The following is a 1,438-nucleotide window of genomic DNA, read 5'->3' as shown; positions in this document are numbered from 1 at the left end:
ACACCGCTTACCCTGCGTGTGCTCAACACCCCGATGCCTAACCAAGATGCGCTTCCATACGCCTTGTGTGATGACGATACCGATGGGCTTCAGCTATTTGATTTAAGCACACAAGAAGCTAATATTCTAGGCGGATTAGACCCTACAATGCATACGGTGGAGTGGTTTTCTTCACTCGCTTCCGCGGAAGCTGGTACTCCTGCCATTGCAACTCCTAACGCTTATACGAGTAATACCGCTACCGTTTATGCCCTAGTAACCGATACTGCACAGATGACCACTACAATGACCTTCTGTAGTAATATTGTTCCTTTAGAACTTATTGTAAACCCATTACCAACCCCTATCCAACCTGCCGAATACGAGCTCTGTGATGATATAGAAAGCGGTAGTGATACCGATGAGTTTGCAAGCTTTGATTTACGTAGTCGTGACGATGAGATTACTGGTGGTAATGATGACTGGAGTGTGAGCTATCACCTCACCCAAGCAGATGCAGATGCGGGTACGCCAGCACTTGCAGATATGTATCAGAATGTGGTGATGGCAAACCAAACCATCTTTGTACGTGTAGAAGATATAGTAACGTCTTGTTATGAGACCATCACCCTAACCTTAGTGGTAAATCCATTACCATCACCTACCACTATAGCACCAATAGAAGAGTGTGATACAATGGCAAATGATGGCGACCCAGATAATGATGGGGATGCTATTTTTGATCTTACAGGTCAAGTAACGACAGACATTATAAATGGCGAGGCCTTTGTGGGACTTAGTTTCCACGAGACAATTGCCGCTGCAGAGCTAGGTACACCAGCCATTGCAAACCCAGCAGCCTACCAGACGGTATCAAGAACTATTTATGTAAGAGCTACAGATACAGACCCAGCTACCAGCACTGAGTGTTACCGTATCGTGGAGTTAGAGCTTATTGTGCAACCTGCACCGGTAGTACCTACCACCATCCCAGACCTAACTGAGTGTGATGATGATGGGGACGGGCAAGCGCTGTTTGACCTTACACAAAACGATGCAGTGATCTACGGGACACAAACCCCTGCAGCTATAACTCTTACGTATCACGAGACGCTTGCCAGTGCAGAAGCTATGGTGGGCAGTGCGGCAGATATGCCTATTGCAGATCCTGTAAACTACCTTGCCAGTGCACCGGCTACCCAGCTGTGGGTACGTCTAGAAGACACCACAACTGGTTGCACTGTAGTAGGTACTTTTAATCTAAACATCGCAATGATTCCTACCATCACCCCACCAGGGCTTTTTGAAGCCTGTGATAGTGCGGGTGCCCTCGTAGGAACCGATGATGATGGGATTACCACTTTTGACCTTACCAGCCTTGATGCAGGTATTACCGGTGGCGACCCAACCCTTACCGTGACCTACTATGAGTCGCAAGCAGACCTAGATGCAGGTATTG

At 47.6% G+C, this 1,438-nt stretch carries 1 pseudogene; it reads left to right on the top strand.

Features of this window, described 5'->3' with window-relative positions:
- Positions 1 to 1,438, top strand: a pseudogene (locus ACJJVM_RS00010) (iron-regulated protein FrpC); the annotation flags it as partial.

Origin of the sequence: Dokdonia sp. Asnod2-E02 (assembly GCF_045063915.1) — a bacterium.
Lineage (GTDB): Bacteria > Bacteroidota > Bacteroidia > Flavobacteriales > Flavobacteriaceae > Dokdonia.
The sequence above is the reverse complement of the archived record's forward strand: the minus strand, read 5'-3'. Positions and strand labels throughout refer to the sequence as shown.